Raw genomic sequence first — 26549 nt, 5'->3', positions numbered from 1 at the left:
GGGATTACGTATCCTGCCCAAGGCGCCCGGGCCGGGGCCCGGCGTCGCGGCCCTTCCGGCCGGTGCCGGCGCCACCCCTGCGACACCTTCCCCCGGGCGAGGTTGGATGAACACCCGAGACTGGCCGATCCGCGCCAAGCTGACCGCGCTGGTCATCGGTCCGGTGACCGGGCTGCTGGCACTGTGGATCTTCGCCACCACGCTGACCTTCGGGCCGGCCCTCGACCTGCTCGCCGCGCGTACCCTCCTCTATGACCTGGGCCGACCCGGCGAGAGCGTGGTCGCCGAGCTGCAACGGGAACGCCGGCTCTCGGTCGTCCAGCTCGCCGGCGACACCGTCCTGCCGGCCCTTGCCGAGCAGCGCGACCGCACCGACCGGGCGATCGCCGAGCTGCGCCGCCGGGTCGACGGGGAGAAGCTCCGCGATGCCGCCGACGACCTGCTCGACGCCCGGCTCGACCAGCTGGTCTCCGCGCTCGACGCGCTGCCCGCCGGGCGGGGCTTCATCGACGGCCGGAAGGTGGACCAGGCCGGCGCCGTCGGGCTCTACAGCGGAATGATCGGCTCCGCCTTCCAGACCTTCTCCGCCATGGCCACGCTGCCCGACGCCCAGCTCAACCGGCAGGCGCTGGCGCTCACCGGGCTCGGCCGGTCCCGGGAGCTGCTCGGCCAGGCCGACGCGCTGCTGGCCGGCGCGGTGACCGCCGGCCGGTACGCCGAGGGCGAGCACGAACAGCTGGTCCGCACCATCGAGAACCAGCGCTTCCTGGCCGAGAACGCGGTGGCCGACCTGCCACCCGCCGAACGGACCGGATACCAGCGGCTCACCGAGGGGGCGGCGTTCGTCCGGCTGCGCGCCCTCCAGGACACCCTGGTCCGGGCCCCCGGCCTGCCGGCCGGGTTCGACATCCGGGCCTGGGAGACCAGCCACGCCGAGGTCTCGCAGGGCCTGCGGGACTTCGAGCTGCGCGGCGCGGACACCCTCACCGAGCGGTCCGTGCCGATGGCGGTCCAGATCCTGATCCGGCTCGCCGCCGCCGGGGTGCTCGGCCTGGTCGCCATCGTGGTCTGCGTGCTCGTGGCGCTGCGGGTCGGCCGGTCCCTGGACCGCCGGCTCACCGGGGTACGCACCGCCGCGCTGGAGATGGCCGAGCAACGCCTTCCCGACGTGGTGGCCCGGCTGCGCCGCGGCGAGGAGGTCGACGTCGCCCGCGAGGCGCCCGAGCTGGACCACGGCAGCGACGAGATCGGCCAGGTGGGGCGCGCCTTCAACGAGGTGCGCCGCACGGCCGTGCAGGCCGCCGTCGACGAGGTGACCCTGCGCCGCGGCCTCAACGAGGTCTTCCTGAACATCGCCCGGCGCAGCCAGGGCCTCGTGCACCGGCAGCTGGCGCTGCTGGACCGGCTGGAGCGGCGGACCGAGGACCCGGACGAACTGGCCGGGCTCTTCCAGGTCGACCACCTCGCCACCCGGCTCCGGCGGCACGCCGAGGACCTGGTCATCCTGGCCGGCGCCGCCCCCGGCCGGGGCTGGCGCAACCCCGTCGCCGCGGTCGACGTGGTGCGCGGCGCGATCTCCGAGGTCGAGGCGTACGACCGGGTCGACGTCGGCGAGGTCCAGCCGGCCGGGGTGCTCGGCCGCGCCGTCGGCGACGTGATCCACCTGCTCGCCGAGCTGATCGAGAACGCCACCGTCTTCTCCCCGCCGGGCACCCGGGTGGACGTCAGCGGTCGCACCGTGCCCGGCGGCTACACCGTCGAGATCACCGACCGGGGGCTCGGCATGTCGGCGCCGGCGCTGGCCGAGGCCAACCGCAAGCTGTCCCACGCCCCGGAGTTCGACCCGACCGACAGCGCCCGGCTGGGCCACTTCGTGGTCGCCCGGCTGGCCGCTCGCCACGGTGTCCGGGTCGAGCTGCGGCCGGCCGTACCCGGTGGAACCACGGCCGCTGTCTTCGTCCCGTCGGACCTGGTCACCGCCGAGCCGGCGCTCGGCCCGGCCGGCCCGGACGCCGACCGGCCCGGGCGGGACGACCGGCGGATGGCCAAGGTGACCCGGCTGGCCACCGTCCCCCGGACGCGGGCCGCCCGGCCCGGCCGGGACCGCCCCGAGTCGGCGGTCGTGCCGCTGCCCGCCGCCCGTGCCTCCGCCGTCGAGACGCCGGCGGACGTCGACGGACTGCCCCGCCGGGTCCGCCGGCGCGGGCCGGCGGCCCGCCCCCGGCCGGTCGTCGCGGACAACCCGGCGCACCGCCCGCCCGAGGAGGCCCGGCGCACCATGTCCGCGCTCCAGGCGGGCACCGCCCGGGGCCGCCGTGACGGCTCCCGCGCCGCCGCCGACCCGACCGCCGCGCGCCGCGGGCCCGCCTCCCCGGCGGCGAGCGGACCGGCCGCCGACCCCGCCGCCGGCCCTGGCCGGGCCGGCGCTCCGTCCACCGACGCGGCCCGTGCCCGGGCCGCCGAGCCCTCCCCGCCCGAACCGGCGGCGGCTCCGGACCAACGAACCGCGACTGAGAGGGACGCCTAGTGGTGCACACGACGCGGCAGAACGCCGATCTCGACTGGTTGCTCGACGACCTGGTGGAGCGGGTGCCGGGCGCCCGCCAGGCGGTGGTGCTGTCGGCGGACGGCCTCATGCTCGGCGCGTCCGCCGAGCTGGACCGCACCGACGCGGAACACCTCTGCGCCCTGGCCTCCGGTTTCTCCAGCCTCGCCAAGGGGGCCACCCGGCACGTGGGTGGCGGCGCGGTCCGGCAGACCGTGGTGGAGATGGAGTCGGCGTACCTGTTCGTCACGGCCGCCGGGCAGGGCGCCTGCCTGGCGGTGGTGAGCGACGCCGACGCCGACATCGGGCTCGTGGCGTACGAGATGGCCATGCTGGTCATCCGGGTCGGCGAGAACCTCAGCGCACCGGCCCGCACGGCGGCGACCGATGCGGGCTGAGCCGCCGGGCCCCCACCACGAGTGGCTGGACGCCGCCGCCGGTCCCGTGGTCCGCCCGTACACCGTGACCGGCGGCCGGGTGCGCCCGCCGGTCGACGGCTTCGACCTGGTGGCGTTCGTGCTGACCACGCCGGGGGCCGACCCGGCCGGGGTGCCCGGTCTCCAGCCGGAGCACCGGCGCCTCGTCGAACTGGCCCGCCGGCCGGTGGCCGTGGCCGACCTCGCCGCGGACCTGGATCTCGCCGTCGGCGTGGTCCGGGTGCTGCTCGGCGACCTTCTCGCCCGGGGGCTGGTCACGGTGCGCCGGCCGGCCGCCGCCCACCTGCCCGACGACAACATCCTCAAGGCGGTGGTCAGTGGACTCCGTGCGCTTTGACCGGGAGCCGGCCGCGCCGCGGGTGCCGCTGGCTCTGAAGATCCTCATCGCCGGTGGCTTCGGCGCGGGCAAGACGACGCTGGTGAGCGCGTTGAGCGAGGTCCGGCCGTTGCAGACCGAGGAGGTGCTGACCGGCGCCGGCATCGGCACCGACGACGTCTCCGGGGTGGAGCAGAAGTCGACCACCACGGTGGCCATGGACTTCGGCCGCATCACCATCAACGACGACCTGCAGGTCTATCTCTTCGGCACCCCGGGGCAGGACCGGTTCTGGTTCCTCTGGGACGAGCTGGCGTTCGGGGCGCTCGGCGCCGTGGTGCTCGCCGACACCCGGCGGCTGGCCGACTGCTTCCCCTCGATCGACTACTTCGAGCAGCGGGGCATCCCGTTCGTGGTGGGCGTGAACTGCTTCGACGGGTCCCGCCGGTTCAGCCTGGAGGCGGTCCGCGACGCCCTGGACCTGGACCCGGACGTGCCGCTGGTGCTCTGCGACGCCCGGGACCGGCAGTCCGGCAAGCTGGTGCTGATCTCGCTGGTCGAGCACGTCGCGCGGCAGCGGGGCGAGCCGGTGCCGGTGGGCTGATCCGGCTCCGCCCGCCGGCCCGCCCGCGACCGGTCGGGAAGCCCGCGCCGGGAATGACGCCTAACCGGGCGGCTCACCGGGAAGCCTCTGGTTGGATCGACGGTGAGACGGCGGAAGGGTGGGAGCGGTGACCGGGCAGGACACGATCGTCCACATCGGGGGCTACACGGCGGAGGCGGGCGGCCGGGCCGAGGGCATCGTGGCCGCCCGACGCGATCCGGCGACGGGCGCGCTGACCCCGCTCGGCACGGTGGCGGTCACCCCGTCGCCGTCGTTCCTCGTCCGGCACCCGGCGCTGCCGGTGCTCTACGCGGTCAACGAGCTGGCCGAGGGGCAGGTCAGCGCCTTCCGGTCCGGTCCGGGCGGCGACCTCGACCCGCTCGGCGTACGCCCGACCGGCGGCGCGGAGCCCTGCCACCTGGCGGTGGCGCCGGACGGGCGGCACCTGTTCGTGGCGAACTACGGGGGCGGGAGCGTGGCGGTGTTCCCGCTCGACGCCGACGGGACGCCGGGGGAGCGCAGCGACCTGATCCGGCACGAGGGGCACGGCGCCGACCCGGAGCGGCAGGAGCAGGCGCACTGCCACATGGTCTCGCCGGACCCGGCCGGCGGTCCGCTGCTCGCCGTCGACCTGGGCACCGACTCGGTCTACCGGTACGACCTCGACGTCTCCTCCGGGCAGCTGGTGCCCCGCGCCCCCCGGCTGCGGACGCCGGCCGGCACCGGCCCCCGGCACCTGGCCCGGCACCCGGACGGGCGGCGCTGCTGGCTGGTCGGCGAGCTGGACGGGACGGTCACCGCGTACGACCTCACCCCGGACGGGCTGCACCAGCGGGTCCGGGTGGAGGCCAGTGGCCGGGCCGGGCACGTGCAGCCCTCCGAGGTCGCCGTCGGGCCGGACGGCCGGTTCCTCTACGTGGGCAACCGGGGGGTGGGCACGGTCGCGGTGTTCGCGCTGGCCGGGGACGCGCCCGAGCTGGTGGCCGAGGTGGACACCGGTGGCGAGTGGCCGCGGCACTTCGCCCTGACCGGCGAGCACCTCTACGTGGCCGACGAACGGGCCGGCATGATCAGGGTCTTCCGGGTGGATCCCGGCACCGGTGTGCCGGAGCCGGTGGGGGAGCCGGTGCCGATGGCGAGCCCCACCTGTGTCCGTCCGTGACCGGACGGTCACCGGAACACCGTCCGCAGTGGACTTTGATCACCTGGGATGACTGATCACTCACTCAACGTAATGATTTGGCGATCAACTGTTTCTCCTGCGTAACTTTCGTCCGAACGGTTGTGGCACTAACCCCACGAGATACGCAAGATGGTCACCGTGTCTGGCCGCCATCGCATGCGTTCGAACCTCCGTGGGGCAGGTGCCGTTGCCGCGGCGACCGCGCTCGTCGTCGTCGTAGCCGGCTCCTGGTTCGGTTATCAGCAGCTGGCGGGCCCGAACTGCTCGGGACGGATCGAGCTGTCCGTCGCGGCGGCGCCGGAGATCGCCCCCGCCGTCCGCGGGGCGGCCGAGCAGTGGGTCTCCGACGGCGCCGCCGTCGGCGAGACCTGCATCGCCGTGAACGTCTCCTCCGCCGAGCCGGTCGACGTGGCCGCCGCGGTGGCGAGCAAGCACGGCGCCACCCTGGCCGGCGTCGGGCAGGCCAGCGGCACCGTGGCCACGCCGGACGTCTGGGTGCCGGATTCCTCCACCTGGCTGCTGCGGCTCAAGAGTGGCGGCGCCACCGCCTTCGCGCCGGCCAACGGCGCCTCGATCGCCCGCAGCCCGGTGGTCGTCGCGCTGCCGGAGCCGGTGGCCTCCCGGGTCGGCTGGCCGGACAAGAAGCTCACCTGGACCGACCTGCTGGGCCAGGTGACCAGCAGCAAGCCGCTGCGCGCCGGGATCGTCGAGCCGACCCAGGACGCGGCGGGCCTGTCCGGGCTGCTCTCGCTGACCGCCGCCGCCAGCGCCACCGGCGCCGCCGGTTCACCGAAGGCGCAGGAGGCGATGGTCGGCGCGCTGCGGGCGCTGGCCACCAACCGTTCCTCACTGCGGCAGGACCTCCTCGCCCGCTTCCCGCGCTCGTCCGACCCGACGGCCATCGCCAACGCGCTGGGCGCCGCGGCGCTGTCGGAAGAGGACGTGATCGCCTACAACAGCACCAAGCCGCCGATCCCGCTGGCCGCGCTCTACCTGGAGCCGGCGCCCATGCCGCTGGACTACCCGTTCGCGGTGCTGCCCGGCATCGAGCCGACCAAGGCGTCGGCCGCCCGGGTGCTCTTCGAGGTGCTGCGTACTCCGGGCTTCAAGAACCGGCTGGCCGGGCAGGCGCTGCGGGCCCCGGACGGCAACTGGGGCGACGGGTTCAAGGCGCCGCAGGGCGCACCGAGCCCGGCCAACGGCGGCGCGAGCGCCGTCCCGCCGTCCGGCCAGGGCGGCGCGGCGGACCTGGACCCGGTCGCCATCCAGAAGGCGACCACCACCTGGTCGGTGGCCACCCAGTCCGGTCGCATGCTCTGCGTCATCGACGTCTCCGGCTCGATGAAGAAGCCGGTGGCGACCGCGGGTGGCGCCAGCCGGGAGCAGGTCACGGTCGCCGCCGCGAGCCAGGGCCTCGGGCTCTTCGACGACTCCTGGTCGATCGGCCTGTGGACCTTCTCCACGAACCTGAACGGTCCGCAGGACTACCGGGAGCTGCTCGAGATCAAGCCGCTGTCGAGCAACCGCGGCCCGCTCCAGCAGCGCCTGGCCGGGATCCGGCCGTCGGACGGCGACACCGGCCTCTACGACACCATGCTGGCGGCCTACAAGAAGGTCCAGCAGGACTGGGAACCGGGCAAGGTCAACTCGATCGTGCTGTTCACCGACGGCAAGAACGACGACGACAACGGCATCTCCCAGAAGGCGCTGCTGGACCAGCTGAAGAAGCTGCAGGACGACGAGCAGCCGATTCAGGTGATCATCATCGGTATCGGCACCGAGGTCAGCCGCGCCGAGCTCAAGTCGATCACGGACGTGACCCGGGGTGGCGCATTCGTGACCACCGACCCGAGCAAGATCGGCGAGATCTTCCTGCAGGCGATCGCGCTGCGGCCGCCGGCGCCGCGCTGACCCGACACTCAGCGAACGCATTCCGCCGTACCGGCGAAACCGGTACGGCGGAACGCTTCCCGGCCCGAACGGCCGGGAGAAAACTGACGGCAATGTGTCCGAAGCAATCGGTAACCATAATTGTCGAGGCAAGATGACCGGGTGCTCCGAGCCACGGGATCCCCACCGGGACCGCGCGGCGCGGGGTCGTCCTGAGCGAAGTGGGGAGGGCCGGTGACCTCGGCGACGCTGTTGACCCCCGCCAGCACGTCGTCGCGACCCGGTGGCGACCGCCCCGGACCGACGACGCGCGCCGCGGAGCGGGCCTACATCCGGGTCCTGGCGGTGCTGGACACCGCCGTGCTGACCGTGGCCATCCTGATCGGGTACGTGGCGCGGTTCGGCGACGAGCAGCCGAGCGGCTCCGAGATCCCCTACGTGGTGGTCGCGCCCGCCCTGCTGCTGGTCTGGCTGGTCTCGCTCAAGGCGATGCGCTGCTACGACGACCAGGTGCTCGGCTACGGCGCCGACGAGTACCGGCGGGTCAGCGCCGCGAGCCTGCGGCTGGCCGGCGGCATCGCCATCGCCGGCTACATCGCCGACGTCGGGGTCTCCCGGGGCTTCCTGGCCGTCTCCTTCGCGGTCGGCACGCTCGGCCTGGAGGTGGCCCGGTTCGCCGCCCGCAAGCGGCTGCACCGCGCCCGCGACCGGGGCGCCGGCTGGTCCCGCAAGGTGCTCGTGGTCGGCGACACCGCCCACGTGCTGGAGCTGGTGCACACCCTGCGCCGCGAGCCGTACGCCGGCTACCAGGTGGTCGGCGCCTGCATCCCCGACGCGCTGCTGGCCCCGGTGCCGCAGCGGCTGGGCGACGTGCCGGTGGTGGGCTCGTTCCGGGGCATCCCCGAGGCGGCCACCGCGATCGGCGCGGACACCGTGGCGGTCACCGCCTCGGGCGAGCTGACCGCCGCCCGGCTGCGCCGGCTGGGCTGGCAACTGGAGGGCACCGGGGTCGACCTCGTGGTGGCCCCGGCGCTGACCGACGTCGCCGGCCCGCGCATCCACACCCGGCCGGTGGCCGGCCTGCCACTGATCCACGTCGAGGCGCCCGAGTTCCGGGGCGCCCGCAAGCTGGTCAAGGGGCTTGTCGACCGCTCGATCTCGCTGATCGCCCTGCTCCTGCTCGCGCCCCTGCTGGTGGTGATCACGCTCGCCATCAAGCTGGACAGCCGCGGCCCGGTGCTGTTCCGCCAGACCCGGGTCGGCCAGGGCGGCAAGGAGTTCGGCGTCTTCAAGTTCCGCACCATGGTGGTCAACGCCGACGCCCTGCTCGCCGAGCTGGCCGCGCGCAACGAGACCGACGGCCTCATGTTCAAGATGCGCGACGACCCCCGGGTGACCCGCGTGGGCAAGCTGCTGCGCAAGTGGTCCCTGGACGAGCTGCCCCAGCTGGCCAACGTGCTACTCGGCCAGATGAGCCTGGTCGGCCCGCGCCCGCCGCTGCCCTCCGAGGTGGCCCGCTACGACGGCGACGTGGCCCGCCGGCTGCTGGTCAAGCCCGGCATGACCGGCCTCTGGCAGGTCAGCGGCCGGTCCGACCTGAGCTGGGAGGACGGCATCCGGCTCGACCTCTACTACGTGGAGAACTGGTCCCTCGCCGCCGACCTGACCATCCTTTGGAAGACCTTCGGCGCGGTGCTCAACAGCCGCGGCGCGTACTAAGCCTTCCCGGTCAATGCCCTGCGGCGGTGCGCGGTTGTCCGGTTCATGTGATTAGTCGTGGCGGCCTCCCTTGCTGCTCCCAGCGTCGAGTGCAGGGCCAGTGCCTGGGTCGCGAGGGCCGCGATGCCCTCGTGCAAGCTGCGTAGCTGGTGGGGTGGCTGATCCGGTTGCCGCGGGTCAGATGGGTCATGGGGTGTCGAGCAGCGAGACGGGAACGGCACGGCCATGCGGAAGCTAGTCGGTGTCTGCCCCTTGCGGCTACTGCGCCGGTGGCGCTCGTGCCCAGCAAGCCGACGGCACCGCATGGTTTCGTCGCGTACAGGCAGCGTGGCGGTGTGGGTGGTTTTACCAGCTGATGCGGGACTCCGGTCACGATGATTTGTCAGAGGACCACTTCGTATCGGAGTTCGGCGCCATCGCTCGTCGATCCCGCCTATTGATGGCACTTCCCCAGTGCCACCGATTCCGGCCTATCACAGCCTTCTCCGAATCGCTCATTGACGTGCACTACCGGCGGCGGTACTTTCAGACCGACCATCGACAGGTGTGACGGGGCCCTGATCGTTTGAGTGCTGTTGCGCGGTCGGGCCCAATTGGAGGGAGACTGCGTGAAGCTTCGGAAAGAGACCCTTGGACGTGTCCTGATGGCAGGGGCGGCCGCGATCGGACTGGTATTGGCCGTGGAGACGCCGGCTCTGGCTTCATCGGACGCGTACCTTGAGTACTACTCCAGTGACGGCATCCTCCGTGGGAAAGGCTACTTCCAAGCCGACCCCTACGCTGGGGATCCTGGTGATGCGATCAAGGCGTGCGACGTCTCCGGTGACGGCTACGGTATCGAGGTCCAGATGGACATCAACCCGGATGCGTCCCCCTACTGGCAAACTGACCGTGTTGCGACAACTCGCGGCCATAACGCGACGTACTGCAGCCCTTGGGTAACCGGGAACATCGCCGACGAGACCAAAGTTGAGCTGAAGATCTGCCTCGTCAAGGGCACGGACTTTGAGGTCTGCACAAGTCCGGTGGTTCGCCGCGCCTAGGGCTCTACAGCGAGTGGAAATTGGTATTCGGCGTCCACGTGAACTTCTCTGCCTCGTACAGATTTCCGGCCTGATTAGGTATCGGAATAACGAGCTCGGCAGGTCGCTGGGTTTCACCTGAGGCTCGTCGCGCGGTTGGCGCCTCAGCGGGTCGGTGCCGGACCCATGCGGGTACTGTCCGTGACGGTCGGTGTGCAGCAAGCCCGACAGGCGCAACACGGTTTCGTCCCGTACCGGCAGCGTGGCGGCGTGGGAGATTCTCATAGCTGGTGCGGGACTCCGGTCACGATGATTTGTCAGAGGATCACTTCATCGGAGTCCCGCGCCGTCACCCGTCGATCCCGGCCGTTGATGGCGCTTCCCAGCGCCACCGACTTCCCGATAGCACGCCTGGTCACGGCTGCGGGCCGAGCCAGTCCAGGCAGACCACCACCGCGTCGTCGACCAGGTCGCCGGCCACGAAGGCGCGCAGGTCGCCGATCAGCGACCGGACGGCGTCCAGCGGCTCCATGGGCCCGGTGCGCCGCAGGAAGCGGTCCAGCGCGGTCTCGCCGTAGCGGATCCGCTCCGAGGTGGCGTCGATCACCCCGTCGCTGACCACGAAGAGCCGGTCCCCGCGGTGCAGCTCGAAGCGCTGCTCCCGGTAGTCGGTGCCCTCGAACATGCCGAGCGGGAACTGCTTGTCCAGGACCTGCTCGGTCACCTCGCCGTCGCGCAGCAGCACCAGGCGGGGCGAGCCGGCGTCGACCACGGTCAGCGTCCCGCTCGCCAGGTCCAGCTCCAGCAGGAGCGCGGAGAGGTGCTGCTCGCCCCGGTGCAGCGCGTAGATCGCCTGGTCGGCCAGGGCGGCCTGGTCGGCCAGCCCCAGCTGGGCGCGGCGGGCGTTGCGCAGGGCGTGGGTGGCCAGCGAGGTGAGCATCGAGGCGGCCACCCCCTCGCCCGACCCGTTGACCACCGACAGCCAGAGCCGGTGGCCGTCGTCGGACCAGTCGAAGCCGTCGCCGCGCACGGCGTACGCCGGCTCCAGCTGGCCGGCCAGGCTGAAGGAGGGGCGGATCCGGCTGCGGCCGGGCAGCAGCTCCCACTGCATCTCGGCGGCCAGGGTGAGCCGGCGGCTGCGCCGAGCGGTCAGGTAGATGTCGGTGGTGGCCGCCACGGCGGCCAGCTCGTGCCCGAGCGCGGTGGCGACGGCGTCCAGCTCGCTCAGGGCGGCCGGGTCAGCCGGCAGCGGCGAGACCCGGAGCACCCCGCGCCGCTCGCCGCGCATCCCGACCGGGAACCAGCCGGTGCCCTCCGACACGACGGGCTCCTGATGGTCGAAGCAGCGCCAGGCCGGATGGCCGGGTGTGACGATCGGCTCACCGCCGTCCAGGGGCAGCAGCGCGGCCAACCGGTAGTCGACCTGGTACAGCTCGGCGTCGGTGATCCCGTACGACCGTTCCAGCTCGGCGGCGAGCCGGTCGACGAGCTGGTCGGTCGGCGCTTCGGTGAGGCTCCGCCGCGCCCGATCCTCCGGTCCGCTCATCTTTGCTCCTTTGCACAGGTCGCCGGCCTGGTGAGGCGAGTAGTCTCGGGCCCACCATGGCCGAAGAACACGGTCCCCAGGGACCTGATGCGAGTATGGCCGCCGCTCTGGACGAGGCGGCGGGCACCCTGCTGGCTGTCTGGGAGGCGGCCCGGGAGCGGACCACGAGCCGGCTCTCGGGTGCCCAGCTGCGCGCGGTCATGGTCGTGGAGCAGTACGACGGGATCAACCTCCGTCGGCTCGCCACCCTGACCGACATGCTGCTCTCCTCCGCCAGCCGGCTCTGCGACCGGCTGGTGGCGGCCGGCATGCTGGAGCGGGAGCCGGGCCGGTACGACCGGCGCGAGATCGCCCTGCACCTCACCCCGTCGGCCACCCGGCTCCTCGCCGAGCTGCGCGCCGACCGGCGGCACCGGCTGGACCGGATCCTGGTCGGCATGAGCCCGGAGGGGCGGGCGGCGCTGACGCGCGGGATGCGCGAGTTCGACGAGGTCGCCCGGCGCGGGGAGGCCGCCGCCGCCGAGGGCTGGCCGGTGCTCCAGCCGTCGGGGGAGCGGATCGGTGACCAGCGGGCGGAGCCGGAGTCACCCGGCGATCCGCCGGTGGCCCGCACCGCCTGACCGGGCCGGGCCGGTCCCTCCCGCCGCCACGACCAGCATGGCGATGTCGTCGTGCACCTGGCCGTCGAGCCACTCGTCGACGAGCTGGAGCAGCCGGTCGACCAGCGCGGCGGGTGGCAGCCCGGCTCCGGACGCGAGCGCCCGCCGCAGCCGGACGTCGCCGAACATCTCCAGCCGGCTGGGCCCGCCCCGGGCCTCGGTCACCCCGTCGGTGTACGCCACCAGCAGGTCGCCCGGGGCCAGGCGTACCTGCGCCTGCACGAAGCGGGCCGCGGTCAGCGCGCCGACCGGCATGCCGCCCACCCGCACCGGCTCGATCCGGCCGCCGGTGCGGACCACGAGCGGGGCCGGGTGCCCGCCGCCGGCCACCCGGACCAGCAGCCCGCCGTCCGGCTCGCGGGTCAGGGCGCCCAGCAGGAGGGTGGTGAACTGGGCCCGGCGGGCCGCGTCGGGTGCGTCCAGCAGCGCGCGGTTGAGCAGCTCCATCAGCTCTCGCGGGCGCGGCTCGACCAGCCGCAGGGTCTGCAGCGACTGGCGTACGCGCCCGGTCAGCACGGCCGCGCCGACCCCCTTGCCGCAGACGTCGCCGAGGGCGAAGAGGCCGCCGTCGGGGGTGGGGAAGAGGTCGTAGAAGTCGCCCCCGATGCGCAGGGTGTCCCCGGCGGCGCGGTAGCCGCCGGCCAGCGTCATCCCGGGCAGCCCCGGCAGGTCCGGGGGAAGGAGGCTGTTCTGGAGCACGCGGGCCAGGTGGGCCTGTTCGCCGTAGAGGTCGGCGGCCGCCAGCGCGGCTCCCGCCCGGGCGGCGAACTCCCGGGCCAGCTCGACCTCCCGCGGATCGAAGCCGCTCCGCTCGCGGCGGCGGGCCAGGATGAGCGCGCCGGCCGGGCCGCCCGCGCTGCGCATCGGGCTGATCAGCACGGTGCCGGGCCGGCCGAAGCCCGCGGGCAGCACCTCGGCCAGGTCGGCCAGCTCGGCGTCGAGCCAGGGGCTGGGCCCGGTGACGTCCCCGTCGAGCGCCTCGATCAGCCCGGGCACCGACTCGACCGTCCGCCAGCCGGCGACGCCGGTGACCGGACCGAGTTCGTCGGCGGCGTACCGGACCCAGTGCGGCCGGTCCTCGGCGGGCGGGGACGGGCGGTGCACGACCACGGCGGCGTCGGCCAGGTAGGGCACCGGGAGGGTGACGGCGGCCCGCAGCGTCCGGTCCCGGTGCAGGGAGAGCCCGAGCCGGCTGCCCGCCCGGGCCAGGAACGCGGTGCGGGACCGCTCGGCCAGCAGCGCGTCGGCGTGTGCCTGCTCCTCGGTGACGTCCCGCACGTACCAGGCGCTGGTGCCACCGGCCAGGCCGCGCCGGACGCCGCGCAGCCGCCGGCCGTGGTGCTCGGTGTCGAAGGTGTCGCCGCCGGCGCGCACCGCGCCCGCCAGCGCGGGCACCGCGCAGCCGGCCAGGTCGACGCCGGGGGAGAGCTCGGGGAGGAGCTCCGCGGCCGGCGCGTTGACCAGGGTCACCACGCCGGCCCGATCGGTGGTCACGACGGCCTCGGCGAGACCGTCCAGCACCTCGCGGGCGAGCTGGGAGTCGTCCGGCAGCGCGGCCCCGGCCGGCCGTCGGGCCGTCGTCACCGCCGGTGGCCGGGCGCTTCGGTCGGTCGAACCGTGCGCATGCTGTCGGTGCACTCCTCGGTCGCGGATCCGTTGCCTGGGAGCAAGCGTACCGAGCGGGGGCGCGGTGAGCCCGTGGCGGAGCGTCCCGGTCACCCGGAGCGGGCCAGCCAGGCGACCGGCTTGTCGACCACCCGGCGGACCACCGAGGCGGCCCCACCGACCGCCGCGGAGCGGGCCCCGAGCGCCGCCGGGCGCACCGTCACCGGCGACCAGGCGGCGGTGAGCACCCGCCGGGAGATCTCGGCGACCACCGGCGGGCGCAGCCAGGGAGCGAGCGGGGCGTAGCCGCCGCCGAGCACCACGGTGTCCAGGTCGAGCAGGTTCACCACGCCCGCCACGGCCACCCCGAGGGCGGTCCCGGCGTCCGCCAGGGCGGCCAGCGTGGCCGGGTCGCCCGCCCCGGCCAGGTCGGCCAGCCGGGTGGCGGCGGTGTCCGCGGGCAGGTCCGCGCCGGCCAGGCCGGCGGCGGCCAGGATGGCTTCCTGGCCCGCGTACCGCTCCAGGCAGCCCTGGCCGCCGCAGCGGCACGGCCGCCCCTGCGGCTGCACCGGGATGTGACCGATCTCGCCGCTCCAGCCGCGCGCGCCCCGGTAGAGCACGCCGTCCAGCACGATCCCGGCGCCGATGCCGATCTCGCCGGTGATGTGCAGGAAGCTGGTCGAACCGGGCGGGCCGGCGTGCAGCTCGCCGAGGGCGGCCAGGTTGGCCTCGTTGTCGACCACCAGGGGTGGGATGCCGTCGACCGGCTCGGCGAGCGGGTGCCCGGCGAGCAGGGCGGGCACGTCGACGTCCCGCCAGCCGAGGTTGGGCGCGAGCCGGACCAGGCCGCCGCCGTCGACCAGGCCCGGCACGGCGAGCGCCGCGCCGGCCAGGGTCAGCCCGTCGCGTACGGCGGCGGCACGTGCCTCGGCGGCCAGCGCGGCGAGCCTCCGCAGGGCGTCGGCGGGGGCGACCGGGCGCAGGTCGGCGCGGCGCACCAGGTGGTGCCGGACCGCCCCGGTCAGGTCGACCACGCAGGCGGCCAGGTAGTCGACGTTCACCTCCAGGCCGAGCCCGGCGGGGCCGTCGGCGGCCAGCACCAGCCCGCGGGCGGGCCGCCCGGCCCCGGTGCGCGGCGCGGGTTCGGCCTCGGCGACCAGCCGGCCGGCGATCAGGTCGTCCACCACGGCGGAGACGGTGGCCCGGGTCAGCCCGGTCCCGGCCGCGATCCCGGCCCGGGACGGCGGTCGGTCGGCGGTGGCGATCCGGCGGAGCACGACCGCGAGGTTGAGCTCGCGGAGGCTGCCCTGGCGGACCGCGCCGGCGGTGCTGGCGCTGGTCACCCCTTGACACTGCCACAGCGCCGCCATTTAATTCAACCACTGAACAAATTGTGGACGACACCACCACCCGGAGGTTCCCATGGCGCCCCGTCCCACCCCCGCGGACAAGTTCTCCTTCGGTCTCTGGACGGTGGGCTGGCAGGCCCGTGACCCGTTCGGCGACGCCACCCGACCCGCCCTGGACGCCGTCGAGGCCGTGCACCGGCTCGCCGAGCTCGGGGCGTACGGGATCACCTTCCACGACGACGACCTGATCCCCTTCGGCGCGGACGCCACCACCCGCGACCAGCACATCGCCCGGTTCCGCAAGGCCCTCGACGAGACCGGCCTGGTCGTGCCGATGGTCACCACCAACCTCTTCAACCACCCGGTGTTCAAGGACGGCGGCTTCACGAGCAACGACCGGGACATCCGCCGGTACGCGCTGCGGAAGGTGCTGCGCAACGTCGACCTCGCCGCCGAACTGGGCGCCCGCACCTTCGTCATGTGGGGCGGCCGGGAGGGCGCCGAGTACGACGTGGCCAAGGACGTCCGGGCCGCGCTGGACCGCTACCGCGAGGCCGTCGACCTGCTCTGCCAGTACGTCGTCGACCGCGGCTACGACCTGCGCTTCGCCCTCGAACCGAAGCCGAACGAGCCGCGGGGCGACATCCTGCTGCCGACCGTCGGGCACGCGCTGGCGTTCATCTCCACCCTGGCCCGCCCGGAGCTGGTCGGCCTCAACCCCGAGGTCGGCCACGAGCAGATGGCCGGGCTGAACTTCGCCCACGGCATCGCCCAGGCGCTCTGGCAGGGCAAGCTGTTCCACATCGACCTCAACGGCCAGCGCGGCATCAAGTACGACCAGGACCTGGTCTTCGGCCACGGCGACCTGCTCAACGCGTTCGCCCTGGTGGACCTGCTGGAGAACGGCGGGCCGAACGGCGGTCCCGCGTACGACGGGCCGCGGCACTTCGACTACAAGCCCTCCCGCACCGAGGACATGACCGGCGTGTGGGCGTCGGCGGCGGCGAACATGCGCACCTACCTGCTGCTCAAGGAGCGGGCCGCGGCGTTCCGGGCCGACCCGGAGGTGGCCGAGGCCCTGGCCGCCAGCAAGGTGGCCGAGCTGGCCACCCCGACCCTGAACCCGGGCGAGGGCTACGCCGACCTGCTCGCCGACCGCTCGGCGTTCGAGGAGTTCGACCCGGACGCGGCCGGCGCGAAGGGCTTCGGCTTCGTCCGGCTCAACCAGCTCGCCGTCGAGCACCTGCTCGGCGCGCGCTGAGGCGGGCCGCCATGCCGTTCGTCGCCGGGGTCGACTCGTCGACCCAGTCCTGCAAGGTGGTGATCCGGGACGCGGAGACCGGCGCGCTGGTCCGGCAGGGCCGCGCGCCGCACCCCGAGGGCACCGAGGTCGACCCGCACGCCTGGTGGGAGGCCCTGCGGGCGGCCGTCGCCGAGGCCGGCGGGCTGGCCGACGTGGCCGCCGTCGCGGTCGGCGGCCAGCAGCACGGCATGGTCTGCCTGGACGAGGCGGGGCAGGTGGTCCGCCCGGCTCTGCTGTGGAACGACACCCGTTCCGCCGACGCCGCCCGCGAGCTGATCGAGGAGGCCGGCGGCGGGGAGGCCGGCCGCCGGTTCTGGGCCGACGCGACCGGCGCCGTGCCGGTGGCCAGCTTCACCGCCACCAAGCTGCGCTGGCTGGCCCGGCACGAGCCGGCCAACGCCGACCGGGTGGCCGCCGTCTGCCTGCCGCACGACTGGCTCACCTGGCGGCTGGCCGGCGCACCCGGGCTGGCCGCGCTGCGCACCGACCGCGGCGACGCCAGCGGCACCGGCTACTGGTCTCCGCGTACCGGCGAATACCGCCTCGACCTGCTCGAACGCGCCTTCGGCCGGCGGCTGCGGGTGCCGGTCGTGCTCGGCCCGGCCGAGGTGGCCGGCCACCTCGACCCGGCGGCGCTCGACGCCGGCCCGAGCGCCGGCGGCCCGGTCCTGCTCGGGCCGGGCACCGGCGACAACGCGGCCGCCGCGCTCGGCGCCGGGGCCGGACCGGGCGACGTGGTCGTCTCGATCGGCACCTCGGGCACCGTCTTCGCGGTCGCCGACACGCCCGCCGCCGATCCGAGCGGGGCGGTGGCCGGCTTCGCCGACGCGACGGGCCGGTTCCTGCCGCTGGTCTGCACGCTCAACGCCGCCCGGGTGCTCGACGCCGCCGCGACGCTGCTCGGCGTCGACCTGGCCACCCTGAGCGAGCTGGCCCTGGCCGCCCCGCCCGGTGCCGGCGGGCTGGTCATGGTGCCGTACCTGGAGGGGGAACGGACCCCGGACCGGCCCGGCGCCACCGGCGCGCTGCACGGGCTCACCCTGGGCACCTCGACCCCGGCGCACCTGGCCCGGGCCGCCGTCGAGGGCATGCTCTGCGCGCTCGCCGACGGCCTCGACGCGCTCACCGCGCAGGGCGCCCGTGCCGACCGGATCATCCTGGTCGGCGGCGGGGCCCGCTCGGCCGCCGTCCGCCGCATCGCCCCGCAGGTCTTCGGCCGCCCCGTGGTCGTGCCCCCGCCCGGGGAGTACGTCGCCGACGGGGCCGCCCGCCAGGCCGCCTGGGTGGCCCTGGGCGGCGCGGCGCCGCCCACCTGGCCGGCCGGCGAGACCGAGGAGTACGCGTCGCCGGGCGTCCCCGCCATCCGCGAGCGCTACGCCCTGGCCCGGGACCGGGTGGTCGACCGGGCGGGGTGATAAACGGGATGCCGGGCGGCCGACCGGTAGGGATCATCGTGGCGTGTCATCGACTTCCCCGCCCGGAGACGCCGCCCGGCGCAGCCCGCTGCCCGTCTTCCAGTACGACGACGTCGACAGCCCGGGCGACGTCATCGACACGCTGCTGCTGACCGACTTCGTCACCGGCCGCCACCCCTGGGCGCGTACGGTCCGCCTGGCCAAGGTCCGGGCCGGGGCCCGGCTGGTGCCCGAGCGGGCGGTGCTGACCCGGACGGCCATCGAGCGCAACCGGGAGGCCCGCCTCGCCGGTGGCGACGGCTGGACGGTACGGGTGGTGAGCTGGCGCGGCCGGGGCGCGGAGGTGACGGTCACCGCCGTCGACGAGGCGACCGGCGCGGCGGTCCTGGACGAGATCGTCACGGGCGGGGCCGAGCCGGTGCAGCGGGACACCGGCCCGATCGGCTTCTGGCACCAGAACCCCCGGCGCGGCGCCCAGCGGGACACCCGCCGGATCACCACGCCCACCTGGGCCGAGATCCGGGCCAACTATCCGGCCGCGGCGGCGACCCGGCTGGACGCCCTGATGGTGGCGACCCCCGAGACGATCGCCGGCCGGCTGCTGCTCATGCACGGGCCCCCGGGCACCGGGAAGACCACGGCGTTGCGCGCGCTCGCCCGCGAGTGGCGCGAGTGGTGCCAGGTGGACTGCGTCCTCGACCCCGAGGTGCTCTTCGGCGATCCCGCCTACCTCGCCGAGGTGGCGGTGGGGGAGCACGAGGAGGGCGACGACGGCGAGGACCGGCGCCGGTGGCGGCTGCTCGTCCTCGAGGACTGCGACGAGCTGATCCGGGCGGAGGCCCGGCAGACGACCGGGCAGGCCCTGTCCCGCCTGCTGAACCTGACCGACGGGCTGCTCGGCCAGGGGCGCAACGTGCTGGTGGCGATCACCACCAACGAGGACCTGTCCCGGCTGCACCCGGCGGTGACCCGGCCCGGGCGCTGTCTGGCCCGGATCGAGGTGGGCCCGCTGTCGCACGCCGAGGGGGCCGACTGGCTCGGCACCTCCGCCGGCGTCCCGGCACAGGGCGCCACCCTCGCCGAGCTGTACGCGCTCCGCGCCGGAACGGCGCCGGCCGGCGCGGTGCCGGTCGAGATCGGCGGCTACCTCTGACCGGAACGGGGGTCCGTGTTCCGGCCGTGACCCGCACCTGATTGGCTGCCCGGCATGAGCAGCGGCACGAGGGTCTCCCGGCGGGGGAACGCGGCGCACCGGTTCTACAGCGTGGTGGTGTTCGTGGTGCTCGCCTCGCTGGACAACGTGGCCATCGGCCTGGTCCCGCCGCTGTACGGGTCGATCTCCGGCGCGCTGGGGGTGTCGCAGCGGCTGCTCGGGCTGGTCACCGCGGTCAGCTTCCTGGTCAGCGCGGTCGCCGCGGTGGCCTGGGCGTACGTCGGCGACCGCACCGACCGCAAGCCGCTGCTCATGGTCGGCACGCTGATCTGGGCGGCCGGCACCGGGGGCAGCGCCCTCGCCCAGAACTACCCGATGTTCCTGGTCGCGCAGCTCGTCGCCGCGGTGGGGCTGGGCGCCGTCGGCTCGGTCGGCTTCTCGGTGGTCACCGACCTGATCTCGCCCCGCCGCCGGGGCCTGGTGATGAGCTTCTGGGGGCTGTCCCAGGGCGTCGGCACGCTCGCCGGCACGCTGACCGGGGGCCTGCTCGGCGCCACTGACTGGCGGCGGCCGTTCCTGGTGCTCACCGTGGTCGGCCTGGCCGCCACCGTGGCGTACCTGTTCACGTACGACATCCGGCGCGGGCAGAGCGAGCCGGAGCTGGCTGCGGCGCTCGACGCCGGCGGCGAGTACGACTACCGGATCAGCCGCACCGACCTGCCCCGGATCCTGGCCCGGCGGACCAACCGCTGGCTGATCCTCCAGGGGCTGACCGCGCAGGCCGCGTTCGGTTCGCTGGTCTGGCTGCCGGTGCTGTTCAGCCAGCGGGCCGAGGCGCAGGGCTACTCGGCGGCCACCGCCGTGGTGGTGGGCAGCGTCTTCGCGACCCTGTTCCAGCTCGGCGGGGTGCTCTCCATCGTGGGCGGCCTGGCCGGCGACGCGCTGCAACGGCGTACGCCGAGCGGCCGGGCCCTGGTCGCGGCGGTGGGCATCCTCGCGGCCGTGCCGTTCTACCTGGTCCTGTTCCTCGTGCCGATCCGGATCGACGTGCCGGACGGCGGCAGCGCCGGCGCGGTGATCGCGGCGGTGCTGGCCAGCGTGCTCACCGAGCCCACGGTGGGGCTGAGCCTGCTCACCGCCGTGCTCGCCCTGGCCCTCACCTCGGCCAACTCGCCCAACTGGTTCGCGCTGATCGCCGACGTCAACCCGCCCGAGCACCGGGGCACGGTCTACAGCCTCGGCAACCTGGTCAACGGGGTCGGCCGGGCGGCCGGCAACGGGCTGGTCGGGGTGGCCTTCGGGGCGCTGCGGGCGGCCTTCCCGCCGCCGCTGAACTACGCCGTCGGGCTGGCCGCGTTCCAGCTCTTCTTCATCCCGACCGGGTTCATGTACTGGCTGGCCGCCCGTACCTCGCCCCGGGACATCACCCAGGTCCACGACCTTCTGCACGCCCGCGCCGACCGCCTGTGAGGAGGGGCCCCTTCGCAACGCCGGGCGTTGCGGAGGGGCCCCTCGTTGCGCAGGTCAGGCGCGGTACCAGACCGTGACGTCGGTGGGGACGGCGTCGTCCGCCAGCGGAGCGCTCGACGTCAGCACCTCGGCGCCGGCGGGCAGCGGCACCGGCTCCGCGCCGAAGTTGGTCAGCACGGTGAGGCCGCCGTTGGTGAAGGTCAGCACCTCGTCGCCGGAGGAGAGCCAGCGCAGCGGCCCCCGGGCCAGGGCGTGCTCGCGGCGCAGCCGCAGGGCCGTCCGGTACAGCTCGTAGGTCGAGCCGTCGACACCGCGCTGCCGGTCGAGCGCGTACTCGGCCCAGCTCGACGGCTGGGGCAGCCAGCTCGCGTCGGTCGGCCCGAAGCCGTACGACGGGGCGTCGGCCTCCCACGGGATCGGCACCCGGCAGCCGTCCCGGCCGCGCTGGGTGTGCAGGCTGCGCTCCCAGGTCGGGTCCTGGCGGGCCTCGTCGGGCAGCGTCGTGTGCTCCGGCAGGCCAAGCTCCTCGCCCTGGTAGAGGTAGGCCGAGCCGGGCAGGGCGAGCATCAGCAGGCTGGCCGCCCGGGCCCGGCGCAGGCCGAGCGCGGCGTCGGGCTGCGGGTCGCCGATGCCGATGCCGTTCGGGCGGCCGCCGCCGACGGCCAGCCCGAGCCGGGAGGCGTGCCGGACCACGTCGTGGTTCGACAGCACCCAGGTGGTCGGGGCGCCGACGCTGTCGGTGGCCTCCAGCGAGCGGGTGATCACCGCGTACTGGGCCGGGGCGGTCCAGGCGGCGAGCAGGTACTCGAAGTTGAACGCCTGGTGCATCTCGTCCGGCCGCACGTAGCGGGCCAGCCGCTCGGCCGGCTCCACCCACGCCTCGGCGACCAGGATCCGCTCCCCGTCGTAGGAGTCGAGCAGCCGACGCCACTCCCGGTAGATGTCGTGCACACCGTCCTGGTCCCACATGGGCGGGCGCGGCTTGTCCACGTCCTGACCGGAGAGGATCTCCTGCGGCTCCTGCCAGTCGGCCAGGTCGGCCTGCTTGATGAGGCCGTGCGCCACGTCCACCCGGAACCCGTCGACGCCCCGGTCCAGCCAGAACCGGAGGATGTCCAGGAACTCGGCGCGCACCTCCGGGTTGCCCCAGTTGAGGTCGGGCTGGCCGGTGTCGAAGAGGTGCAGGTACCACTGGCCGTCCGGCAGCCGGGTCCAGGCCGGCCCGCCGAAGACGCTCTCCCAGTCGTTCGGCGGCTCGGCGCCCTGGGGGCCCTTGCCGTCGCGGAAGACGTAGCGCTGCCGCTCCGGGCTGCCCGGCGCCGCCGCGACGGCCTCCTGGAACCAGCGGTGGTCGGACGAGGTGTGGTTCGGCACCAGGTCGACGATCACCCGCAGGCCGCGCGCCTTCGCCTCGGCAATCATCTTGTCGGCGTCCGCCAGGGTGCCGAAGAGCGGGTCGACGTCCCGGTAGTCGGCCACGTCGTAGCCGGCGTCGGCCTGCGGGGACGGGTAGAACGGCGACAGCCAGATCGCGTCGACGCCCAGCTCGCTGAGGTGGTCGAGGCGCGCCGTGATGCCGGGGAGGTCGCCGATGCCGTCGCCGTTCGAGTCGGCGAACGAGCGCGGGTAGATCTGGTAGATGACGGCCTCGGTCCACCAGCCGGTGGCCGGGGTCTCCTGCGTCGCGTCGGTGTTCAGCGCCTTCTCCCTGTCGTGCGTACGGGACGAATCTGTTCAGTTTGCCCGGGGCGGCGCGGTCGATTCGCGCACCACCAGGCGAGTGGGCAGGATCACCGAGGCGGGCGAACCGTCGTCGGCTTCCGCGTCGCGCGGGGCCGGGACCAGCCCGGCGTACGGGTGGGCGACGCGCCCGCCCAGCGGGTCGATCAGCATCCGGGCGGCGAGCAGCCCCTGCTCGGCGGCCGGTTGCGCGATGGTGCTCAGCCCGAGCACGCCGGCCAGGTCGTGGTCGTCGATGCCGATCACGCTGACGTCCTGGGGCACCCGCAGGCCCGCGTCACGCAGCGCGGTCATCGCGCCCATCGCCATCTCGTCGCAGGCGGCGAAGATCGCGGTCGGCGGCTCGCCCCGGGCCAGCAGCTCGGCGGTCGCCCGGGTGCCGCCGTCGACGGTGAACTGCGACTCGACGTCCAGGCTCGGGTCGGGCCGGAGCCCGGCCGCGCGCAGCGCCTCCTGGTAGCCGCGCCGCCGGTCCAGGTGGGTGGTGAAGGCCAGCTCGTCGTCGGGGTCGCCGGAGATGTGCGCGATCCGGGTGTGACCGAGGTCGAGCAGGTGCCGGGTGGCGGTCCGCGCCGCGGCCACGTCGTCGATCCGGACGTAGGGCCAGCCGGGCACCCCGCTGCCGGAGCTGATGGTCACGCCGGGCAGGGCCAGCTTGGTCAGCGCGGTCAGGTCGGCCGGGCGCAGCGGGGTGGCGACCAGGATGATCGCGTCCACCCGCTTGTGCAGGCTGGCCGGCCGCAGCACCCGCTGCCGGATCTGCTCCCGCCCGCCGAGGTTGTAGAGCAGCAGGTCGTAGCCGTTCTGGTGGAGGTAGTCCTCGACCGCCTCGACCACGGTCCCGAAGAACCAGCGGGTGATCCGGGGGACCACCACGGCCACCGTGCCGGTCTTCCCGCCGGCCAGCCGGGAGGCGCTCGGCGAGACGGCGTACTGGAGCTGCTCGGCGGCGGCGAGGACCCGGCGGCGCGTCGCGGCCGAGACCGTCGGCAGGCCGCGCAGCGCCCGGGAGACGGTGGCCGTGGACACCCCGGCCAGGCGGGCGACATCGTCAATCTTCGTCATTGGTTCCCCGCTCCGAGCCGCGCCCGCCGCCGCCGGGGACCGGCGGCGGCGGAGCAGCGGATCAGCCCTTGACGCTGCCGGCGAGCAGGCCTCGCACGAAGAAGCGCTGGAGGGACAGGAACACGATCAGCGGTACGACGATCGACACGAACGCGCCGGCCGTCAACCGTTGCCACTCGTTGCCCCGGGTGCCGGCCAGCTCGGCGAGCCGGACGGTGAGCGGGGCCGTCTCGTCGCCGCCACCCGCGAAGATCAGCGCGACCAGCAGGTCGTTCCAGACCCAGAGGAACTGGAAGATGCCGATCGCGGCCAGCGCCGGGGTGATCAGCGGCAGGACGATGGTCCGGAAGATCTTGGGGTGGGTGGCCCCGTCGACCCGTGCCGACTCCATCAGTTCGCCCGGCAGTTGCGCGATGAAGTTGTGCAGCAGGTAGACGGCGAACGGGAGCGCGAAGCAGGTGTGCGCGAACCAGACCTGCGCGAACTTCTGCTCGTCGACCAGGTCCCAGGCGGGAAGCACCTGGATCCCGGCGATGGTGACGCCGGTGGAGAAGAACTTCAGCAGCGGCACGAGCGCCATCTGCAGCGGCACGATCTGCAGCGCGAAGATCGCGATGTAGACCCAGTCCCGCCCCTTGAATTTGATCCACGCCAACGCGTACGCGGCCAGTGAGGCGAAGGCGATCGGGAAGAGCACCGACGGGATGGTGATCGCCAGCGAGTTGATGAAGTAGCTGGCCAGCTGCCCGGACGAGCCGGTGCTGAACAGCACCTCCTGGTAGTTCTCCAGGGTGAACTGCGGGTCGCTGAAGAACGTCCACCAGCCGGTGGTCTTGATCTGGTTCTCGGGCCGGAACGAGGAGATGAACAGGCCGAAGGTCGGGACCGTCCAGAGCAGCGCGAGCACGATCGAGACCACAGTGGCGGTGCGGCTGTTCAGCCGCTTGCGGACCCGGGCGGCCCGGCCGGGCGTCCCGGTGGCCTGGACGCCGGCTCCGACGGTGGGGGTGGCGGTGGTCATGTCAGCCCTCCCGCTGCTGGCGCAGGTTGCGGATCTGGTAGATCACGATCGGGATGACCAGGACGAAGAGGAAGACCGCGAGTGCGGAGCCCTGCCCGGGCTCGCCGTAACGGAACGCCTGGTTGTACATCTCGTTCGCGATGACGCTGGTGTCGTAGTTGCCGTTGGTGGCGGTCCGGACGATGTCGAAGACCTTGAGCGTGGCGATCGAGAGCGTCACCACCACGACGATCACCGCCGGCCGGATGCTCGGCATGGTGATTTGCCAGAACATCTGCCACGGGGAGACGCCGTCGAGGCGAGCCGCTTCGACGATGTCGGCCGGGATGGCCTTGATTGCGGCGGAGAGCACCACCATGGCGAAGCCGGCCTGGATCCAGATCATGATCACGATGAGCAGCAGGGTGTTCAGCGGCGACTCCAGCAGCCACTGCTTGGGTTCGCCGCCCAGGCTCACGACGATCTGGTTGAGCAGGCCGATCTGGTCGCCGTCGCCCCGGTAGGCGTAGACGAACTTCCAGATGATGGCGGCGCCGACGAACGAGATCGCCATCGGCAGGAAGATCAGGGACTTGGCCACCGACTCGAACCGGGCCTTGTCCACGAGGACGGCGTAGATCAGGCCGAACGCGGTGGCCACCAGCGGAACCAGCAGCACCCAGATCAGGCTGTTGATCAGCACCCGGACGATGGAGTCCTCGGAGAACATCCAGGTGTAGTTGGCCAGGCCCACCCAGTTGCTGCTGTCCTTGTCCATGAACGAGAGGAGGGTGGTCCGGATCGCCGGCACCACCAGCCCGACGGCGAGGAACAGCAGTGTCGGCAACAGGAAGAAGAGCGCGAACAGGCCTTCCCGCGGCTTGCGCCGGCGGGGCAGGGGCGTACCGCTCGCCACGGCCGCGACCAGCCTCGCCTCCCGGCGGCGGTCGAACCAGGCCGGCACCACGTCGAGGAGCAGGAGCAGACCGCCCACCACCGCGACGAAAGCGATCAGCCCGTACATCAGCATGAGGAACTTCGGCTGTTCCGCCGCGAAGTCGAACTCCATCGACCCTCCCTCAAGGGTTCGGTTGCGGGCGGTGGCCCGGCCCGCGTCGCGGACCGGGCCACCGCCTCAGATCACTTCCAGCTGCCCTCGATGCCGTTCAGCACCGTGGTGGTGTCCTTGCCGTTGATCCAGTCGACCATGCCCTTCCAGAAGGTGCCCGCGCCGACCGCGGCCGGCATCAGGTCCGAGCCGTCGAACCGGAACTCGGTCTTCGGGTCCTGCAGGATCTGGACGGAGAGCTTGTCCACCGGGTTCGGGACGTTGTTGATGTCGAGCTTCTTGTTCGCCGACAGCCAGTCGCCGATCTTGGCGCGGCTGTTCACGTACTCGCCGGAGGCCAGGTAGGTCTGCACCGCCTGGACCTCGGGACGGTCCGCGAACGCCGAGACGAACTCGCCGGCACCCAGCACCGGCTTGCCCTTGGCCGGGTCGACAGCCGGGAAGTAGAACGCGAAGACGTCGCCGTCCTCGGCCACCTTGGTGCCCTCCGGCCACTGGTTGGCGTAGAAGGACGCCTGCCGGTGCATGGCGCACTTGCCGGTGGTGATCGGCGTGCCGGCCTCCTGGAAGGAGGTGGTGGCGATGCTCTTCACGCCGCCGAAGCCGCCGTTCATGTACTTCTCGTTCTTGAGGATGGTGCCGGCCTTGTTGACCGCGTCGGCGACCTTCGGGTCGTTGAACGGGATGCCGTGGGTGGTCCACTGGTCGTAGACCTCCACCCCCTGGGTGCGAAGCAGCACGTCCTCGATCCAGTCGGTGGCCGGCCAGCCGGTGGCGTCACCGGACTCGATGCCCGCGCACCACGGCTTGGTGCCGCTCGCCGCGATCTTGTCGCTCAGCGTGATGAGCTCGTCCCAGGTGGTCGGAACGGACCAGCCCTTCTCCTTGAAGGTCTTCGGCGAGTACCACACGTAGGACTTCACGTTGGAGCCGAGCGGCACGCCGTAGAGCTTGCCGTCCACGGTGCTGTACTTCAGCCAGTCGGGGGAGAAGTTCTGCTCGGCCAGCGCCTTGGTGTCGGCGCCGACCGTCTTGATCTTGCCCGAGTCGACGAACCGCTTGAGCAGACCCGGCTGCGGGATGAAGGCAAGGTCGGGGGCGTTGCCGCCGTCCACCCGGACGCCCAGCTGGGCCTCGAACTCGCCCGAGCCCTCGTGGTCGATGTCGATGCCGGTGCAGTCCTCGAACTGCTTCCAGGACTGGTCCAGGCGGTCGGCCTCGATGTCCCGGATCGACGAGTAGATCGTCACCTTCTTGCCGTCGTGGCCCTGGTACTTGGAGTAAGGGGCGCACTCGGGCTTGCTCGCGTTGCCGCTCTTCTTGTCGTTGCCGGTGCCGCAGGCGGTGACGCCGAGCGCCAGCCCCAGAACGCCGGCGATCGCGAGAGCCTGGCGCGATCTGGCAAACGCCATGCCGATCTCCTTCCTTGCCGGCGCGTGGGGGAAATCGAACCCGCGCC

The 26549-nt window shown here is 73.5% G+C and carries 21 protein-coding genes; 13 read left to right on the top strand and 8 right to left on the bottom strand.

Going from position 1 to position 26549, the window contains the following annotated elements:
- The first annotated feature begins 106 nt into the window (after positions 1-106).
- The 8 genes from ABZ452_RS11105 (at position 107) to ABZ452_RS11070 (ending at position 9737) form a co-directional block, all read left to right on the top strand.
- Positions 107-2527: a nitrate- and nitrite sensing domain-containing protein gene (locus tag ABZ452_RS11105; RefSeq protein ID WP_357941316.1), complete on the top strand. Its 2421-nt coding sequence runs from the start codon at positions 107-109 to the stop codon at positions 2525-2527.
- Positions 2527-2943, top strand: coding sequence for a roadblock/LC7 domain-containing protein (locus ABZ452_RS11100; protein ID WP_313718502.1), 417 nt, complete (start codon positions 2527-2529; stop codon positions 2941-2943). Before ABZ452_RS11105 ends, ABZ452_RS11100 begins: the two co-directional genes overlap by 1 nt.
- Entirely contained in the window at positions 2933-3319 is a 387-nt protein-coding gene (locus ABZ452_RS11095) for a DUF742 domain-containing protein (protein WP_357941313.1), read from the top strand. Before ABZ452_RS11100 ends, ABZ452_RS11095 begins: the two co-directional genes overlap by 11 nt.
- Positions 3300-3902 (top strand): ATP/GTP-binding protein, encoded by a 603-nt coding sequence (locus ABZ452_RS11090; RefSeq protein ID WP_107078959.1) that lies wholly within the window; start codon positions 3300-3302, stop codon positions 3900-3902. The genes ABZ452_RS11095 and ABZ452_RS11090 overlap by 20 nt, the downstream gene beginning before the upstream one ends.
- A 127-nt stretch (positions 3903-4029) precedes the next feature.
- Positions 4030-5064, top strand: a complete 1035-nt coding sequence (locus ABZ452_RS11085; RefSeq protein ID WP_357941311.1) for a lactonase family protein — start codon at positions 4030-4032, stop codon at positions 5062-5064.
- Between the two features lie 177 nt (positions 5065-5241).
- On the top strand, positions 5242-6996 hold the full coding sequence (locus tag ABZ452_RS11080) for a substrate-binding domain-containing protein (protein ID WP_357941309.1): 1755 nt from the start codon (positions 5242-5244) through the stop codon (positions 6994-6996).
- Positions 6997-7209: 213 nt separating this feature from the next.
- On the top strand, positions 7210-8694 hold the full coding sequence (locus tag ABZ452_RS11075) for a sugar transferase (protein ID WP_357941307.1): 1485 nt from the start codon (positions 7210-7212) through the stop codon (positions 8692-8694).
- A 608-nt stretch (positions 8695-9302) separates the two neighbouring features.
- The gene (locus ABZ452_RS11070; RefSeq protein ID WP_357941305.1) at positions 9303-9737 is read left to right on the top strand and encodes a hypothetical protein; all 435 of its coding nucleotides are present in this window, start codon (positions 9303-9305) and stop codon (positions 9735-9737) included.
- 394 nt (positions 9738-10131) lie between these two features.
- On the opposite strand, the gene ABZ452_RS11065 is transcribed toward ABZ452_RS11070, so the two are convergent.
- Positions 10132-11262 (bottom strand): PP2C family protein-serine/threonine phosphatase, encoded by a 1131-nt coding sequence (locus tag ABZ452_RS11065; RefSeq protein ID WP_357941303.1) that lies wholly within the window; start codon positions 11260-11262, stop codon positions 10132-10134.
- A 95-nt stretch (positions 11263-11357) separates the two neighbouring features.
- On the opposite strand from ABZ452_RS11065, the gene ABZ452_RS11060 reads away from it, so the two are divergent.
- The gene (locus ABZ452_RS11060; RefSeq protein ID WP_357941301.1) at positions 11358-11882 is read left to right on the top strand and encodes a MarR family transcriptional regulator; all 525 of its coding nucleotides are present in this window, start codon (positions 11358-11360) and stop codon (positions 11880-11882) included.
- On the opposite strand, the gene ABZ452_RS11055 is transcribed toward ABZ452_RS11060, so the two are convergent.
- Both ABZ452_RS11055 and ABZ452_RS11050 read right to left on the bottom strand, forming a co-directional pair.
- Positions 11847-13505, bottom strand: a complete 1659-nt coding sequence (locus tag ABZ452_RS11055; RefSeq protein WP_357941299.1) for a PP2C family protein-serine/threonine phosphatase — start codon at positions 13503-13505, stop codon at positions 11847-11849. The two genes, ABZ452_RS11060 and ABZ452_RS11055, sit on opposite strands and share 36 nt — an antisense overlap.
- A 131-nt stretch (positions 13506-13636) precedes the next feature.
- On the bottom strand, positions 13637-14896 hold the full coding sequence (locus tag ABZ452_RS11050; protein WP_357941297.1) for an ROK family protein: 1260 nt from the start codon (positions 14894-14896) through the stop codon (positions 13637-13639).
- 52 nt (positions 14897-14948) lie between these two features.
- Between ABZ452_RS11050 and xylA the strand changes: the two genes are divergently transcribed.
- From xylA to ABZ452_RS11030, 4 genes are read left to right on the top strand one after another with little or no spacing between them, the layout of a single operon-like run.
- A complete protein-coding gene (gene xylA, locus ABZ452_RS11045) occupies positions 14949-16136 on the top strand; it encodes a xylose isomerase (RefSeq protein ID WP_357941295.1) in 1188 nt (395 codons plus the stop codon).
- A gap of 11 nt (positions 16137-16147) precedes the next feature.
- Positions 16148-17593: a xylulokinase gene (xylB, locus tag ABZ452_RS11040; RefSeq protein WP_357941293.1), complete on the top strand. Its 1446-nt coding sequence runs from the start codon at positions 16148-16150 to the stop codon at positions 17591-17593.
- 43 nt (positions 17594-17636) lie between these two features.
- Complete coding sequence (locus tag ABZ452_RS11035; protein WP_357941291.1) at positions 17637-18746, top strand: DUF5925 domain-containing protein; 1110 nt, start codon at positions 17637-17639, stop codon at positions 18744-18746.
- A 54-nt stretch (positions 18747-18800) separates the two neighbouring features.
- On the top strand, positions 18801-20216 hold the full coding sequence (locus ABZ452_RS11030; RefSeq protein WP_357941289.1) for an MFS transporter: 1416 nt from the start codon (positions 18801-18803) through the stop codon (positions 20214-20216).
- A gap of 54 nt (positions 20217-20270) precedes the next feature.
- Here ABZ452_RS11030 and ABZ452_RS11025 read toward each other — a convergent pair whose 3' ends face one another.
- The 5 genes from ABZ452_RS11025 to ABZ452_RS11005 all read right to left on the bottom strand — a co-directional run bounded on the left by ABZ452_RS11025 (position 20271) and on the right by ABZ452_RS11005 (position 26502).
- Complete coding sequence (locus ABZ452_RS11025) at positions 20271-21914, bottom strand: glycoside hydrolase family 13 protein (protein ID WP_357941977.1); 1644 nt, start codon at positions 21912-21914, stop codon at positions 20271-20273.
- A gap of 36 nt (positions 21915-21950) precedes the next feature.
- Positions 21951-23021, bottom strand: a complete 1071-nt coding sequence (locus tag ABZ452_RS11020) for a LacI family DNA-binding transcriptional regulator (protein ID WP_357941287.1) — start codon at positions 23019-23021, stop codon at positions 21951-21953.
- Between the two features lie 61 nt (positions 23022-23082).
- Positions 23083-24042 carry a carbohydrate ABC transporter permease gene (locus ABZ452_RS11015; RefSeq protein WP_357941285.1) on the bottom strand — a complete coding sequence of 320 codons (960 nt, stop codon included), beginning with the start codon at positions 24040-24042 and terminating at the stop codon, positions 23083-23085.
- Position 24043: 1 nt separating this feature from the next.
- Positions 24044-25090, bottom strand: a complete 1047-nt coding sequence (locus ABZ452_RS11010) for a sugar ABC transporter permease (RefSeq protein ID WP_357941283.1) — start codon at positions 25088-25090, stop codon at positions 24044-24046.
- 71 nt (positions 25091-25161) lie between these two features.
- Positions 25162-26502: an ABC transporter substrate-binding protein gene (locus ABZ452_RS11005; protein WP_357941281.1), complete on the bottom strand. Its 1341-nt coding sequence runs from the start codon at positions 26500-26502 to the stop codon at positions 25162-25164.
- Between the last annotated feature and the right edge of the window lie 47 nt (positions 26503-26549).

This window comes from Micromonospora sp. NPDC005707, assembly GCF_040631005.1.
Classification (GTDB): Bacteria; Actinomycetota; Actinomycetes; order Mycobacteriales; family Micromonosporaceae; genus Micromonospora.
This window is presented reverse-complemented; position numbering and strand designations above follow the sequence as displayed.

Excerpts from the sequence above, each read along its gene's own strand:
- xylA (WP_357941295.1), top strand. The coding sequence starts at position 14,949 with ATGGCGCCCCGTCCCACCCCCGCGGACAAGTTCTCCTTCGGTCTCTGG.
- ABZ452_RS11095 (WP_357941313.1), top strand. The coding sequence starts at position 2,933 with ATGCGGGCTGAGCCGCCGGGCCCCCACCACGAGTGGCTGGACGCCGCC.
- ABZ452_RS11060 (WP_357941301.1), top strand. The coding sequence starts at position 11,358 with ATGGCCGCCGCTCTGGACGAGGCGGCGGGCACCCTGCTGGCTGTCTGG.
- ABZ452_RS11010 (WP_357941283.1), bottom strand. The coding sequence starts at position 25,090 with ATGGAGTTCGACTTCGCGGCGGAACAGCCGAAGTTCCTCATGCTGATG.
- ABZ452_RS11050 (WP_357941297.1), bottom strand. The coding sequence starts at position 14,896 with ATGGCGGCGCTGTGGCAGTGTCAAGGGGTGACCAGCGCCAGCACCGCC.
- ABZ452_RS11020 (WP_357941287.1), bottom strand. The coding sequence starts at position 23,021 with ATGACGAAGATTGACGATGTCGCCCGCCTGGCCGGGGTGTCCACGGCC.
- ABZ452_RS11015 (WP_357941285.1), bottom strand. The coding sequence starts at position 24,042 with ATGACCACCGCCACCCCCACCGTCGGAGCCGGCGTCCAGGCCACCGGG.
- xylB (WP_357941293.1), top strand. The coding sequence starts at position 16,148 with ATGCCGTTCGTCGCCGGGGTCGACTCGTCGACCCAGTCCTGCAAGGTG.
- ABZ452_RS11065 (WP_357941303.1), bottom strand. The coding sequence starts at position 11,262 with ATGAGCGGACCGGAGGATCGGGCGCGGCGGAGCCTCACCGAAGCGCCG.
- ABZ452_RS11105 (WP_357941316.1), top strand. The coding sequence starts at position 107 with ATGAACACCCGAGACTGGCCGATCCGCGCCAAGCTGACCGCGCTGGTC.
- ABZ452_RS11005 (WP_357941281.1), bottom strand. The coding sequence starts at position 26,502 with ATGGCGTTTGCCAGATCGCGCCAGGCTCTCGCGATCGCCGGCGTTCTG.
- ABZ452_RS11080 (WP_357941309.1), top strand. The coding sequence starts at position 5,242 with ATGCGTTCGAACCTCCGTGGGGCAGGTGCCGTTGCCGCGGCGACCGCG.
- ABZ452_RS11030 (WP_357941289.1), top strand. The coding sequence starts at position 18,801 with ATGAGCAGCGGCACGAGGGTCTCCCGGCGGGGGAACGCGGCGCACCGG.